This window comes from Nocardioides sp. zg-1308 (genome assembly GCF_013155375.1).
GTDB lineage: Bacteria > Actinomycetota > Actinomycetes > Propionibacteriales > Nocardioidaceae > Nocardioides > Nocardioides renjunii.
In genome coordinates this window covers 307,019-320,076 of the sequence record NZ_JABJQY010000001.1, presented here as the reverse complement: position 1 = coordinate 320,076, position 13,058 = coordinate 307,019, and the positions used below count along the sequence as shown (strand labels likewise).

Annotated in this window: 12 protein-coding genes; 5 read left to right on the top strand and 7 right to left on the bottom strand. The window is 74.3% G+C overall.

Going from position 1 to position 13,058, the window contains the following annotated elements; all coding sequences use genetic code 11:
- Positions 1–210: 210 nt before the first annotated feature.
- Both HN031_RS01530 and HN031_RS01525 read left to right on the top strand, forming a co-directional pair.
- Positions 211–1,509: a phosphatidylserine/phosphatidylglycerophosphate/cardiolipin synthase family protein gene (locus HN031_RS01530; protein WP_172265297.1), complete on the top strand. Its 1,299-nt coding sequence runs from the start codon at positions 211–213 to the stop codon at positions 1,507–1,509.
- A gap of 9 nt (positions 1,510–1,518) precedes the next feature.
- Complete coding sequence (locus tag HN031_RS01525; protein ID WP_172265292.1) at positions 1,519–2,157, top strand: DUF3152 domain-containing protein; 639 nt, start codon at positions 1,519–1,521, stop codon at positions 2,155–2,157.
- Positions 2,158–2,172: 15 nt separating this feature from the next.
- Here the strand turns inward: HN031_RS01525 and HN031_RS01520 are convergent, their stop codons facing one another.
- The gene (locus HN031_RS01520; RefSeq protein ID WP_172265289.1) at positions 2,173–3,741 is read right to left on the bottom strand and encodes a CotH kinase family protein; all 1,569 of its coding nucleotides are present in this window, start codon (positions 3,739–3,741) and stop codon (positions 2,173–2,175) included.
- Between the two features lie 43 nt (positions 3,742–3,784).
- Positions 3,785–4,831: an alkaline phosphatase family protein gene (locus tag HN031_RS01515; protein ID WP_172265286.1), complete on the bottom strand. Its 1,047-nt coding sequence runs from the start codon at positions 4,829–4,831 to the stop codon at positions 3,785–3,787.
- Positions 4,832–4,905: 74 nt separating this feature from the next.
- On the opposite strand from HN031_RS01515, the gene HN031_RS01510 reads away from it, so the two are divergent.
- Complete coding sequence (locus tag HN031_RS01510; RefSeq protein WP_172265283.1) at positions 4,906–6,156, top strand: hypothetical protein; 1,251 nt, start codon at positions 4,906–4,908, stop codon at positions 6,154–6,156.
- On the opposite strand, the gene HN031_RS01505 is transcribed toward HN031_RS01510, so the two are convergent.
- Genes HN031_RS01505 through HN031_RS01485 form a run of 5 tightly spaced genes read right to left on the bottom strand, consistent with a single transcriptional unit; the run spans position 6,143 to position 11,339 of the window.
- Entirely contained in the window at positions 6,143–6,862 is a 720-nt protein-coding gene (locus HN031_RS01505) for a bifunctional 2-polyprenyl-6-hydroxyphenol methylase/3-demethylubiquinol 3-O-methyltransferase UbiG (RefSeq protein ID WP_172265280.1), read from the bottom strand. The genes HN031_RS01510 and HN031_RS01505 overlap by 14 nt on opposite strands.
- Positions 6,859–8,028, bottom strand: a complete 1,170-nt coding sequence (gene rffA / locus HN031_RS01500; RefSeq protein ID WP_172265277.1) for a dTDP-4-amino-4,6-dideoxygalactose transaminase — start codon at positions 8,026–8,028, stop codon at positions 6,859–6,861. Before rffA ends, HN031_RS01505 begins: the two co-directional genes overlap by 4 nt.
- Before the next feature lie 12 nt (positions 8,029–8,040).
- The gene (locus HN031_RS01495; protein WP_172265274.1) at positions 8,041–8,805 is read right to left on the bottom strand and encodes a sulfotransferase; all 765 of its coding nucleotides are present in this window, start codon (positions 8,803–8,805) and stop codon (positions 8,041–8,043) included.
- Positions 8,802–9,800 (bottom strand): glycosyltransferase family 2 protein, encoded by a 999-nt coding sequence (locus HN031_RS01490; RefSeq protein WP_172265271.1) that lies wholly within the window; start codon positions 9,798–9,800, stop codon positions 8,802–8,804. The genes HN031_RS01495 and HN031_RS01490 overlap by 4 nt, the downstream gene beginning before the upstream one ends.
- 48 nt (positions 9,801–9,848) lie before the next feature.
- Positions 9,849–11,339: a glycosyltransferase family 39 protein gene (locus tag HN031_RS01485; RefSeq protein ID WP_172265268.1), complete on the bottom strand. Its 1,491-nt coding sequence runs from the start codon at positions 11,337–11,339 to the stop codon at positions 9,849–9,851.
- A 98-nt stretch (positions 11,340–11,437) separates the two neighbouring features.
- On the opposite strand from HN031_RS01485, the gene murI reads away from it, so the two are divergent.
- A complete protein-coding gene (gene murI, locus HN031_RS01480) occupies positions 11,438–12,262 on the top strand; it encodes a glutamate racemase (RefSeq protein ID WP_172265265.1) in 825 nt (274 codons plus the stop codon).
- The gene (locus tag HN031_RS01475) at positions 12,259–13,050 is read left to right on the top strand and encodes an MBL fold metallo-hydrolase (protein ID WP_172265262.1); all 792 of its coding nucleotides are present in this window, start codon (positions 12,259–12,261) and stop codon (positions 13,048–13,050) included. Before murI ends, HN031_RS01475 begins: the two co-directional genes overlap by 4 nt.
- The last annotated feature ends 8 nt before the right edge of the window (positions 13,051–13,058 follow it).

The window sequence follows — 13,058 nt, the reverse complement described above, 5'->3', positions numbered from 1 at the left end:
CCTGGGTCCGCGGTCCCTGCGCTGACGCGGGCACCGGGACCTCGACGACGCGACGGTCCGTCGGCGACCGGAAGAGGAGTCGGCGTCCCGGACGTACGCGGGGGAGTCCCACCGGAGCGAGACCCCGGGCTCGGGTGCCCGGAGCCGCCCCGGCGCGACGGTCGATCCATGAGGCGGGAGGGTCCCGCCGATCGGGATCGGGTGATCGAGATGCACACCATTCTCCTGACGGGAACGATGCTCCTCAGCCTCGCGACGGTGGTCGTGACCCCCGCGCTCAGCGAGGTCATCGGGCGCGCGCCCGCCGCGTCGTCACAGCCCGCCGCCGCGATGGGCGGCGCGGTCGGCAGCCAGGTGGCGGCGCAGGCCGCGCCCCCGATGGCCTCCGTCATCTTCAACGACCCGACCGGCGACGAGGAGGCGCAGAACCGCATCGCCGACCACATCCGGCGGGCGGTCGACGCCACACCGCGCCACGGCGCGATCCGGATGGCGGCCTACAGCTTCGACCGGCCCGACATCGCCCACGCCCTCGCGCGGGCGTGCACCCGGCGTCAGGTGAGCGTGCAGGTGGTCCTCAACGACAACGCCGTCTCCCCGTCGTCACGTCGCCTGCGGCGACTCCTGGGCGCGGACGCCGACTCCAGCCGCGGTGCCTGCCGCACGCGCAGCGGGGACCATGAGCCGGTCCCGAGCTTCGTCAAGGTCTGCCACGCCAGCTGCCGGCTCGGCGACCGCGGCAACCAGCACATGAAGATGTACCTCTTCTCCGCCAGCGGCGACGACGAGCACGTGGTGATGCTCGGGTCGGCCAACCTCACCGGCTACTCCGCCGGGGTCCACTGGAACGACCTGGTCACCTTCACCGGCAGCCAGCAGCTGTACGACGACTACGCCCGCGTCTTCGACGAGCTGGCGGCCGACCGCACGGTCGCGACGCCGGGGGTGCAGGTGGCGCACGGGGACGTCACGACGAGCATCGCCCCGGGGCCGTCGACGACGCCGGACAGCGACGTCGTCGCCGCCCGCCTGGCCCGGGTCGGCTGCCACGCCCTTCCGGGGACTGGGCACGCCGGTCGGACAGTGGTCCGGATCGGGATGTACGGGTGGCAGGGGCACCGCGGCCTCGACCTCGCCCGGCGCGTGGCCCGGCTGAGCCAGCAAGGGTGCCGGGTCCAGGCCCTGGTGAGCGCCGCCTGCCCCGAGGTCGTGGAGACGCTGCTCCGGGCCGGTGTCCGCGTCCGCAGCGCCTCCCTCGACGTCGACGGCGACGTCGCGACCGGCTTCGAGGACTCCGGCTGGGAGCACTTCGTCCACGAGAAGTGGATGTCGGTCGACGGCACGTGGGACGGCTCGGCGACGCGAGCCGTCTGGACGGGCTCGGAGAACTGGTCCGACGTGTCCCTCCTCAACGACGAGGTGGTGGTGATGATCCCGCGGGCTCGGGTGCACGACGCCTACGTCGCCCACTTCGACGACATCTGGAGCCGGCACTCGAAGAAGACCTAGGCTCCCGTCATGTCCCGGGTCGTCCGCCTGCTCGCCGTCCTCGCCGTGCTGGCACCCGCGCTGCTCGCGGCACCCGCCGGGGCCGGCGAGGCGGACGCGCGCGAGCACCGGCGTACGAGCGCCCCGCAGGACAGGACCGGACCCGCAGCCCGCGCAGCGGAGCCCGTACGCCGCCGGGTGACGTACTCCGTCACCACGCGGGGGCGGGTCACCAGCTCGATGAAGGTCTTCCGGCGCCAGGCGCAGGAGACCTTCGACGACCGGCGCGGCTGGCGGGCGGCGGGCGTCCGGTTCCACCGGGTGCGCCGCGGCGGCGACTTCACGCTCGTGCTCGCCGCCGCCCGGGCGGTGCCGTCCTTCTCGTCCGCCTGCTCCGCCCAGTGGTCGTGCCGCGTCGGGCGGCACGTGATCGTCAACCAGCTGCGGTGGCGGACCGCGTCACCCGCGTGGAACGCGGCGGGGCGCTCGCGGCGCGACTACCGCCACATGGTCCTCAACCACGAGACCGGGCACTGGCTCGGCCGCGGCCACGCGTCGTGCCCCGCCCGCGGGCGCCGGGCGCCGGTGATGATGCAGCAGTCGCTGGGCACCGGCGGTTGCCGGCTCAACCCCTGGCCGCTCCCGAGGGAGGCCCGGGCGGTCCGGTGAGCCGCCGGTGAGCCCTCAGCGCTTGGAGGGCGCGATGGCGACGACCCCGGCCGACGGGGAGCCGACCACCACGCCGTCGGTGGCGCCGGTGATCTCCACGTGGATGAGCTCGCGCCCCTCGGTGACGTCGTCGTCCAGGACCTGCACGGGGATGTAGCGCTGCACCTGCCCGGGCGCGAAGGTGATCCTGCCGTCGGCGTCGACGAAGTCGACCCCGGCCTCGGCCCGCAGCGCGGTCAGCGCCCACGACACCTCGACCGCGGCGCTCGGGGCGCTCTGCAGCTCGACCGGCACCCACACGGTGCGCGCCCGCTCCTGGGTCGCCAGCCGGGCGTCGCCGAGGCGCACCTCGTTGCGGCTGAGCCACCGCACCCGCTTGGTCAGCCACTCGCCGAGGAAGGCGACCTCGCCGCGGCGCGTCGGGGCGTGCCGGGTCCACTCGAGGTCGGCGCCGTCGGCGTGCCACCGCTCCCAGTCGACGTCGGCGACCTCACCCAAGGACTCGCCGGCCGCCGGCAGCTGCGCGACGACCTGCTCCACGGCGGGGCGCAGCCTCGCCCAGCGGCTCTTGACCCGACGCGAGAACGACGGGTCCTGCAGCATGCGCGCGACCCAGTGCTGCCCGGTGCGGGTGTACCACGCCTCGGGCGAGCTGCTCGCCTTCCACTTCGTGCCAGCGCTGAGGTCGAAGTCCCAGACGGGCCCGAAGACGAAGCGCCTGCCGGGCACCCAGCTCATGTGCACGCTCGACTGGAAGTTGGAGTCCTGGTTGGCGAACAGCTCCTCGACGAGGTACCAGTCGATGAGCTTCTTGACGTTGACGTGGGCGGCGTAGCCGCGCTCGGGGTCGGCGAAGGACGGGCCGTAGAGGATCTTCTCGAACCGCGTCACCCCGCGCCGTACGGTGCGGCGCTGCTGCTTGGTGACCTCGTCGGGGTCCTTGAACGCGATGGACGACCCGCGCCGGGTCCGGAAGCCCGGCTCGCCGTCGCGCAGGTAGCGCTTGTTGAACTCCAGCAGGAAGCCGTCGTCGGGCAGGTCGACGCGCCCGCTGCCCTCCTCCACCTGCTCGGTCAGCATGTAGAGGCCCTGCGACTGGCCGTTGAGCACGACGTCGACGAAGCGGAACCGCGGGGTCCACGCCAGCCGGGTCTGGGCGGCGACGGCGAACGCCGCGGCGGTGCGCAGGGCGCTGCGGTCCCCGTAGCCGGCGAGCAGGACCCACTCGTCGAAGGCCTCCGTGCCGACCAGCGCGGCGTCGTCCTCCAGCTTGAGCTTGTAGGGCTTCTTGGCCCAGCTCCACGTCGAGTTCCCGCGTCCGCGGACCTCGGTGGGGTGGGTGACGCCGTCGAGCGCCACCGTGCCCGCGACGTAGTCCTCGCGGTCGATGGGCTGGCCCTGGGTGTCGATCACCAGCTGCGCGGGTGGCGCCGGCGGCCAGCCCACCTCGGCGGCCGCAGCGGGGTCGGGGAGCGCGGGCTCGGCGGCGCGCGCCGACGCGGATCCGGTCGCCGCGGTCGTCAGCGCCAGGGACGACGCGAGGGCCAGCGCAACAGCCGCGGACAAGTGCCTCAGCAGGGACATCGGGTGCCTCCTCGGTCCGCCGGGCCGTCCGGGCGGTGGTGGGTCATTCGGTCGGTGAGACGTCGAGATCGAGCGCGGAGTTGTGCTCGCTGCCGGGGACGGCGCCGAGGTCCAGCAGGTCGAGCGCGAGGTTGGCCAGGGCGCCGTTGCGCACCGGCTGGCGCTCGTCGGCGTACGTCGTGCGGCCGGCGCCGGGGTCGAGGTAGTCGGGGTTCAGCTCGTAGAGGTCCGTGCCGGCGGCCACACCCGGGCCGCTCACCAGGAACGGGACCCGGTAGTTGTGCAGCTTGCCGGCCTCGGAGTGGCCGTCGCCCAGGCCGCCGTGGTCGCTCGTGACGATGACCACCGTGCCGGCCGCGAGCTCGGGGTCGGAGGTGACGGCCCCGACGATCCCGCCGACGAGGGCGTCGACCCGCCTGACCGCCCGGAGGTAGGGCTTGGACATGAAGCCGGCGTCGTGGCCGACCGAGTCGGGCAGCGACAGGTGGACGAAGCGGAAGTCGCGCTCGGTGGTGCGCAGGTCGCGCTGCACGGACCGGGCCAGCAGGGCGTTGTCGAGCTTGATCCGGGTGGTGTCGATGCTCAGCGGCCAGCTGCGCTTCCAGAGCGAGAACTTGGTCTTGCTCGCGAACAGCGCCGTGGAGCCGCCCGCCGCGTGGACCTCGGTCCACACCGACGCCACGGGGCCCCCGGCGGCCGCCTGCACCGTGGCGGGTCGGCGCCGGTCGTCGTTCCACCGCACGCCGTGCCCGCCCGTCGAGGCCTCGACGCGTCGGCCCGTGACCATGCCGGTGTGGTTGGGCAGGGTGATCGTCAGCTCGCGCTCGGTCCGCGCGTTGAAGGTCGAGGCGCCCGAGTCACGCAGCGCGTGGAGGTGCGGGGTGCCGGCCCGGCCGAGCCTGTCGAGCGCGTCGGGGTTGAGGCCGTCGATCGAGATGGCAAGGACCGACTCGACCGCGTCGTCGGAGGCGGCTGCCGCGCGAGGTGCCTCGTCCTCGGGCAGCTGGGCGGGCGCCGGGGCGGCCGTGATCGTCAGCACTGCGCCGGCGACGAGGGCGACGAGACGGCGTACGTCGGTGGTTCTGCGCATGGCGCCACCCTAGGCGCTGCGACCGGGCGGGCGCGTCCGTCCCCGGGGGTGGCGCGTCTGGGAGACTTCCCGCGATGTCACCGACCAGCCCGTCCTCCAGGTCGCGGGCCGCGTCGGGCCTGGCCGCCGGCTCGGTGCTGTCGGGCGTGCTGGCCTACGTCTTCTTCGCGGCTAGCACCCGCGGGCTGGGCGCGGAGGCCGCCGCCCCCGTCGCGGTGCTGTGGTCGTGGTGGGGCTTCGCGGCCGCCGGGCTGACCTTCCCCGTGCAGCACTGGATCACCCGCACCGCCGCGGTGGCGGGGGAGGGTGCCGTCCGCGCCGCGCGGGGGACGCCGGCCCGACTCGTGGCCGTGGTCGTGGTGGTCACCGGGGCGGGGGCGTGGCTGCTGCGGGAGCCGTTGTTCGGCGGTGACGGGCGCTTCGCCCTGCTCGTCGCGCTCGTGACGGCCGGCGCGGCCGGCATGGGCGTGGTGCGCGGCCTGCTGGCGGCACGGCGCCGCTTCGCCGCGGTCGGCGCCCTGCTCGTGGCCGAGAACCTCGTGCGCTGCGTCGCGGCGCTCGGGCTGGTGGTGCTCGACGTGGACGACCCCGCGGCCTACGGCGCGGCACTGGTGCTGGGCTATGCCGCGTGCGCCGGGTGGGTCTCCGCGTGGCGGGTGCTGCCGGACCAGCACCCGGACGCGGCCGGCGTCGGTGACGCCGGACGCGCGAGCGCCTTCCTCGGCAGCGCGGCGGGCGCCCAGGTGGTGGCGCAGGCCGTGCTGACCGGCGGCCCGGTCCTCCTGGCGGTGCTCGGCGGGTCGCCGACCGACGTCACGGTGCTCTTCGCCGCGCTCGCGCTCTACCGAGCGCCCTACACGGTCCTGGTCGGCCAGGTCGCCCAGGCCACCGGTGCGCTGGCCCGGCTCGTCGACGCCCGGCGCCTCGACCGGCTCCGGCGGGTCGAGGTCGCCCTCCTTGCCGCCACCGTGGTGGGGGTGGTCGTGGGGGCCGCGGTGGGCGCCGGTCCGGGACCCTGGCTGGTCCGCCTCGTCTTCGGGCCGGACGTGCGCGTCGAGCAGAGCGTGTCGGCGGCGCTCGCCGTCGGGTCGGTGCTGGCGCTCGCGACCCTCCTCCAGGGAGTGGTGCTGCTCGCCCACGACCGGCCGGAGCGGACGCTGCTCGCCTGGCTGCTCGCGCTCGTGCCCGCGGCGGCGGTCCTGGTGGCCGCTCCCGGCAGTGCGACCACGACGGTCGTCGCCGCGTTCGTGGCAGCCCAGGCCACCGCGTGGGTGCTGCTGGCCGTGGCCACGCACCGGGCGCGCTCGGCGCTCAGCGACGCCTGACGGCAGCGACCAGGATCGACGATCCGAACGGCAGGTCGCGTCGCGCGAGCAGGCGCACCTCGCGCCGGCACAGTGCCCGCAGCAGCCGGTCCACGGCCGGGCTCGGGCGCGGGAGCCGGCCGGCACCCGGCGCCGGCGGTCGCAGCCGTCGTACGAGCCGCTCCGCGACGAACATCGGGAACACCAGCGCGAAGGCGTGCGTGACGCGCTCCACCTCGAGGCCCTCGCGCTCGAGCGCGGCGACGATGCGGCGTCGGGTGTAGCGGCGGTGGTGCCCGGCCCGGACGTCGTGGTCGCTCCACGCCCACTGGTAGGCCGGCACCGAGACGAGCAGCCGCCCTCCCGGGGAGAGCACGCGGGCGAGCTCGGCGACCGCCTGCGACTCGGGCTCGCAGTGCTCGACGACGTCGAAGGCGGCGACCAGGTCGAACGTCGCGTCCCGGAACGGGAGGGCCAGCGCAGAGGCGCACGCGTCGCGCCCGGCGACCAGGCCGCGGGGGTCGAGGTCGACGGCCACCCGACCCTTCTGCGGGAGCCAGTGCGCGCTGGGCCCGTCGGCGCTGCCGACGTCGAGCACCCGCGCCGGCCGGCCCACCCAGTGGCCGAGCCCGGCGCGGAGGAGGTCGTTGCGCGCGGCGTACCACCAGTAGGTCGGGTCGTCGATCGAGGACGAGCCCGCCTGCTCGACCGGGGCCACGTCGCTCATCGGCCCGACAGCACGTCGACGAGGGCCGTGACCACCTGCTCGCAGTCGTCGGCCTCGAGCTCCTGGTGGAAGGGCAGGCGGAGCAGCCGCGCGCTCACCTCGGTCGAGGTGGGGCACTCACCCGGCGCGGCGGCGAACCGGCGACCACCTTCGGAGTCGTGCAGCGGGACGTAGTGGAACGCCGTCGGCACACCCTTGGCCTTCATCGCCGCGATGACCTCGCCACGCCGCTCCGCCTCGGGCAGCAGCACGTGGAACAGGTGGTAGGCGGGCTCGCGGTCCTCCGGCACGTCGGGCAGGACCAGGCCGAGGTCGGCGGCGTGCTCGGCGAGCCCGGCCTGGTAGCGCTCGAAGACGGCGCGGCGGCGGGCCTGGATCACCTCCCGCTCCTCGAGCTGGGCGAGCAGGATGGCCGCCAACGGGTCCGCGAGGCCGAACGAGGAGCCGGTGTCGCGCCAGGAGTACTTGTCGACCTGGCCCTCCATGAACGCCTGCCGGTCCGTGCCCTTGTCGTAGTGGATCCACGACCGTGCCACGTCGCCGGGGTCGTTGAGGACCAGCGCGCCGCCCTCGCCGCAGCTGATGTTCTTGGTCTCGTGGAAGCTGAGGGTGGAGAACCGGCCGAGCGAGCCCAGCGGCTCCCCGCGCCAGCGCCCGAAGAGGCCGTGCGCGTTGTCCTCGACCAGGGCCACGTCGGGGCGGTCGGCGAGCGCCTCGCGGATCCCGGCGACGTCGCAGGCGATGCCGGCGTAGTGCACGACCACCACGGCGCGCACGGTCGGGCCGTGGACCGGGTCGGCCAGCAGCTCGGCCACGTGCCGCGGGTCGAGCCCGAGGGTGCGCGGCTCGATGTCGCAGAACAGCAGCCGGGCGCCCTGGCGGACGAAGGCGAGCGCGGTGGTGGTGAAGGTGAAGGACGGCACGATGACCGTGTCGCCGGGCTCGAGGTCCATGAGCATCGCCGACAGCTCGAGCGCGGAGGTGCAGGAGGTGGTGAGGAGCACCTCGGCCGACCCGGTCTCGGCCTTCAGCAGCTCACGGACCTGTCGCGAGTAGGTGCCGTTGGCGGACTGCTGCCCGCCCGTCAGCGACTCGCGCACGTAGTCGACCTCGCTGGGCACCCACGTCTGCACGTTGAACTCGATGTCGGCGATCTCGGTGTCCATGGCTCTCTCTCCTCAGGCGGGCGGTCGCGTCGGCGACCGCCAGGGCAGCTCGCGACCGAGCAGGTCGGCCAGCTCGGCGTCGGCCTCGGTGAAGTGGTCCCGCAGGCGCTGGTGCAGGTCGCGGTCGAGCGGCGGGGCGGTGTCGCCGTGGCTGGCGTTCTCCGGCGTCCCCCACGAGTCCGGCACGTGGTCGGGGTCGATCCCGAGCCAGGCGTACGTCTCGCGCAGCGTGGCCGGGCTCGCGACCAGGTCTTCGAGGAGCTGGATGCGCACCCGGTCGCCGTGCTCGGCGAGCCACGGTCGGAGGTGGTCGACGTAGCGGCCGCGCTCGAGGTAGGCGAACGGCGACACCGAGGCGCCGGACCCGTCCCACGGCAGCGGGCCGGCGAGGTTGGCCTCGAGGACCTCGGCGAGCGGGCGGCGCTCCATGCCCTGCTCGGTGCTGAAGGACCAGTGCGACACGGCGCGGCGGACCGGGTCGCGGAGCTGCACCAGGACCAGTGGCTCGCCCAGCAGGCGGCTGGCCGCGGCGGCCGCGTCGGGCAGCTCGAGGTAGCTGGTCGACTTCTCGCCGAGCAGCTGACCGTCCCGGGCGTGCGGGAAGTACGTCGCGCGGTACCACTGCGCGCCACGGGCCACCTGCGCCGGGTCCAGCAGCACCTTGGGCTCGGGTCGCGCCGGCTCGGCCATCGCCACGCCGGGGTGGTCGGCGAGCAGCCTGCGCAGGTACGTCGTCCCGCACCGCTGGGCGCCGGCGACGAGGAGGTGCCGGCTCACCCCGGCTGCTCGGAGGCCGGTCCGCGGACGAGCTCGGCCACGTGCGAGGTGACCGGGTCGCTCACGGCGTTGAGGGTGCGCACGACGTACTCCCCGAGGATCGAGAGCAGCGCGATCGAGAACCCGTTGAAGATGGAGAGCAGCACCATGAGGCTGGTCCAGCCGGGCACCCGGGTGTCGTTGACCACGCGGGAGATCACCAGGTAGGCGCCGAAGAGGAAGCTCAGCCCGGCGAGGACGAAGCCCAGCAGGGCGCCCAGCCGCAGCGGGAACGAGGAGTAGCTGAACAGGATGGTCATCACCAGGCGCACGATGCGGACCAGGTTGTAGTTGCTCGAGCCGACGGGCCGCGGGTCGTGGCGGACGTCGACGTTGGCCCGCTGCGAGGAGTACATCAGCGCCTGGCCGGTGATGTAGGGGTGCGCCGTGCGGGACGTGACGATCCGGGTGACGACGTCGCGCCGCAGGATCCGGAAGTTGGAGACGGTGAGGTTCGAGGGCTGGCCGAACACCCGCCGGTTGATCATCGAGATCATCTTGCTGCCGATGCGGCGGTAGCCCGCAGCCTGCTTGGTCTCGAACCGCCCGAAGACGACGTCGTAGCCCTCCATCGCGCGCTCGATGAGCAGGAGCGCCTGGTCGGGCGGGTTCTGCAGGTCGTCGTCCATGGTGATGACGTAGTCGCCCGTCGCCTCCCGCATGCCGGCGACGTTGGCGTGGTGCTGGCCGTAGTTGGTGAGCAGGTCGATCGCCACCACGCCGGGGGTCGTGCGCGCGAGCTCGGAGACGACCGCCCAGCTGCGGTCCTCGCTGCCGTCGTTGACGAGGATCAGCTCGTGGCGCAGCCCCGCGTCGCGGAACACCGCGAGCGTCCGGTCCACGGTCGTGGCGACGATCTGCTCGCTGTTGAAGACCGGGATCACCACGGAGTAGGTGAAGTCCCGCGCGTCGGCCGGGCCGGTGCCGGCGGACGGCCGGGACGGGGCGTCGGTCATGGGTGGATCGTGTCACAGGCCGTACGGCGCCCGAGGCGGGCCTGCGGCTCAGTCCTCGACCGCGTCCCGGAGCTCGGCCACGGTGTCGGCACCGAGGTCGCGGTCGACGAACCAGTACCACCCGGTGGTCGTGCCGATCTCGACGTAGTCGGCGTCCAGCACGGGCATCAGCCAGTCGTAGCGGGCCCCGCCGCCGACCGCGACGATGTCCGGGCTGCGCTCGGCGATCCAGTCGGCGTAGCCCTCCAGCCCGCCGGGCCAGGTGTCGTCGACGTACGTCTCCAGGCCCAGGCGGAACATCTGGTGCTGGCTGGGGTTGACCCGGTGCGCCAGCACCAGAGGCTGCGGTGCCTCGATCGAGACCATGGTCGCGTCGGGGAGGACGTCGAGGACCGCGTCGACCTCCGCGCGCTGCGCGGTCAGGACCGGCTCGTGGTCCTCGAACACGTAGGCGAGGCCCCCGGCGAGCAGCGCCAGGCAGGCCGCCACGGGCACCGCCGCGCCGACCCGGCCGGGCAGGGCACGTGCCACGAGGGCGAGGGCGCCGGCGAGCCCGAGGGCGGCGAAGGGGACCAGCACGAGCGCGTCGGCCCAGCCGTTGAAGGTGCGGTAGCTCCACACGAGCCCGGCCACCTCGCCGGCGGTGGCGGCCACCAGCGCGACGTCGCCGGTCCGATCCGGCAGCCGTGTGCTGCGCCGGACGAGCCGCCACGCCGACGGCACGGTCACGAGCGGCAGCAGGACCAGTCCGGCGAGGAACGGGTAGGTCGCGAACCCGAAGGCGATCCGGAAGGCCTCCCACGTCTCGTCCCACTCCTCGGTGAGGCCGGGCTGGTAGGTCGCGGTGAGGTGGATGCGGATGAAGCCGTCGAGGGCCTCCGGCAGGGCGCCGGCGAGGGCGAAGCCGGCGACGAACACGAGGGTGGTCAGCGCGCCCGCGACCGCCACCCGGAGCAGGGCGCGGAGCCGGTGGCCCGGCGTCAGCAGGGCGGCGACCGCGACGGCGGCGATGCCCGGCAGGAACGCTGGCTGCCAGGTGAGCGTGGCCAGCGCGACGCAGGTCCCCGCCCAGCCCCAGCGGCCCCGGACCATCGCGACCAGGGCGAGCGTGAGGAACAGCACCATCGTCGTCTTGTCGCGCGGGCCGCCCACGGCGTAGATGACGAAGCCCGGCATGGTGGCCACGAACGTCGCGGCAGCGGCACCGACGGCCCGGGACCGGAGGACGTCCCGACCCAGGACGTAGGTCGCCCAGACCACCAGCACGGAGACGAGGAACATGACCAGGCGGGTGGCCAGCAGGTCGTCCATCCCCACCCGGTCGCCCAGCCAGGCGCCGGCGCCCGGCACGAGGTGGGCGAGGGGGCCCGAGCGGTTCATCACGCCGACGTAGGGCGGCACCCCGTCGGCCACGCGCTGGCCGGCGTAGGCGTAGAGGGCCAGGTCCCGGGTCAGCACGGAGTCGAAGCCCCGCAGCACGAAGAGGGCGCCGGCCAGGATCGCGAGGAGCGGTCCGAGGGGGTCCAGGCGCCGCGTCACGGCCCTCACCCTAGGCAACGACCCGGCGCGGCGGTGTGACCGGGGCGACGCCCCCGACGGCGTGACCCGCGGCGGCCCGACCGCCTAGCCTGCTTCCTGTGCCGACCCCCTCGCCGCGGAAGACCGCCGACGCGCCCATCGGCATCTTCGACTCCGGCTTCGGCGGGCTCACGGTCGCCCGCTCGGTGATCGACCAGCTGCCCCACGAGTCGGTGGTCTACCTCGGTGACACGGCCCGCCAACCCTACGGCCAGAAGCCGATCGGGGAGGTCCGCGAGTATGCCCTCGAGTGCCTCGACCACCTCTACGAGCAGGGCGTCAAGGCGCTGGTCATCGCCTGCAACTCGGCCAGCGCGGCGATGCTGCGCGACGCCCGCGAGCGCTACGACGTCCCCGTGGTCGAGGTGATCCTCCCCGCCGCGCGCCGCGCCGCCGCAGCCACGCGGAACCAGCGGGTCGGGGTCATCTGCACCCGCGCGACCGCGAGCTCGATGGCGTACGACGACGCGTTCGCCGCCGCGCCCCACCTCGACCTGCACATCCGTGCCTGCCCGCGCTTCGTCGACTTCGTGGAGCAGGGGGTCACCGGCGGCGACGAGCTGCTCGCCGCCGCCCACGACTACCTCGACCCGATGGCCGCCGCGGGCGTCGACACCCTCATCCTGGGCTGCACCCACTACCCGCTCCTGACCGGCGTCATCTCCTACGTCATGGGGGACGGGGTCACCCTCGTCAGCTCGGCCGAGGAGTGCGCCAAGGACGTCTACAAGATGCTCGCCGGCACCGGGCTGATGCGCGACGGCGGCGAGCCCGACTACACGTTCTCCACCACCGGCAGCCCCGAGGACTTCGCGACCATCGGCCGTCGTTTCCTCGGCTCGGAGCTGCTCGGCGCCAGCCAGTTCGCCGGAGGCCTTCGATGAGGCTCACCGTCGTCGGCTGCTCGGGGTCCTACCCCGGGCCGGACTCGCCCGCCAGCTGCTACCTGCTCGAGGCCGAGCACACGCCGGAGGAGGGCCCGGGGGCGGGGGAGACCCGCACCTGGCGGATCCTGCTCGACCTCGGCAACGGCGCGCTCGGTGCGCTGCACCGCCACGTCGACCCGCTCACGGTCGACGCGGTGTTCCTCAGCCACCTGCACGCCGACCACTGCCTGGACCTGTGCGGCTACTACGTCATGCGCAAGTACCACCCCACCGGCCCGCAGCCGCGGATCCCGGTGTGGGGGCCGGCCGGCACCGCCGAGCGGATGGCGCGCGCCTACGACCTGCCGGTCGACCCCGGCATGACCGAGGAGTTCGACTTCCGCGAGCACGCCGACGGCGCGGGCCCCGTGACGATCGGCCCCTTCCGCGTCGAGCCGCACCGGGTGGTGCACCCGGTCGCCGCCTACGCCCTGAGCGTCACCGCCGGTGGCCGCACGCTGGTCTACTCCGGCGACACCGGCCCCTGCCCGGCCCTCGACGAGGCGGCCGCCGGGGCCCACCTCCTGCTGGCCGAGGCGTCCTTCCGGACCGCCGAGGACAACCCGCCGGACCTCCACATGACCGGCGCCGACTGCGGCCGCACGGCGTCGAAGGCCGGTGTCGAGCGGCTCGTGCTGACCCACGTCCCGCCGTGGCACGACCGCGCCGACGCCGAGGCGGAGGCCCGCACCGAGTGGACCGGCCCGCTCGACGTGGCGCGCGCCGGGGCGACGTACGACGTCTGAGCGAGCGG